The organism is Pseudomonas sp. 86_A, from assembly GCF_017491705.1.
GTDB lineage: Bacteria > Pseudomonadota > Gammaproteobacteria > Pseudomonadales > Pseudomonadaceae > Aquipseudomonas > Aquipseudomonas koreensis.
Map to the genome: position 1 here is coordinate 1 of NZ_JAFGYS010000097.1, position 496 is coordinate 496.

Sequence of the window (496 nt, forward strand, 5' to 3'; positions counted from 1 at the left end):
CGAGAGGCCTCCATGCACGGTGACAATCTCGATAGGGTCTTAGGTTGGCTAGGCAGGCTTCTTCGCATTTTTGTCTATCTGACGCTGATACTCCCGGCGGTCATCGTAATCGCGACGTCTTTTACATCGGGAGACGCGATGCAATTTCCGCCGAAGAGCTTCTCTCTTCGTTGGTACCAGGCGTTTTGGGAGAGCACTTTATTCATCGACTCTCTGACATTGAGCCTGAAACTGGCCTTTCTGGCCTCGTTGTTCTCTCTTCTGTTTGGCTTCGCAGCATCGTTCGCAATCGAACGACGCGATTTTTTCGGGCGAGAGCTGATCCGCGCCTTCATGCTCTCCCCGCTGCTGATTCCGGCCGTTGTCCTCGGCTTAGGCCTGATGCAGCTGCAAGTCTGGATGGGCATTAGCCAGACTTTCCTCGGCCTGCTTGTTGGGCACGTGGTCGTAACGCTTCCCTACGTCGTCCGTACATTATCGGCGAGTATGGTACTTT

The 496-nt window shown here is 54.2% G+C and carries 1 pseudogene; it reads left to right on the forward strand.

Annotation, left to right across the window (positions count from 1 at the left end):
- Window positions 1–12 precede the first annotated feature (12 nt).
- Window positions 13–496, forward strand: a pseudogene (locus J5M57_RS28170) (hypothetical protein); the annotation flags it as partial.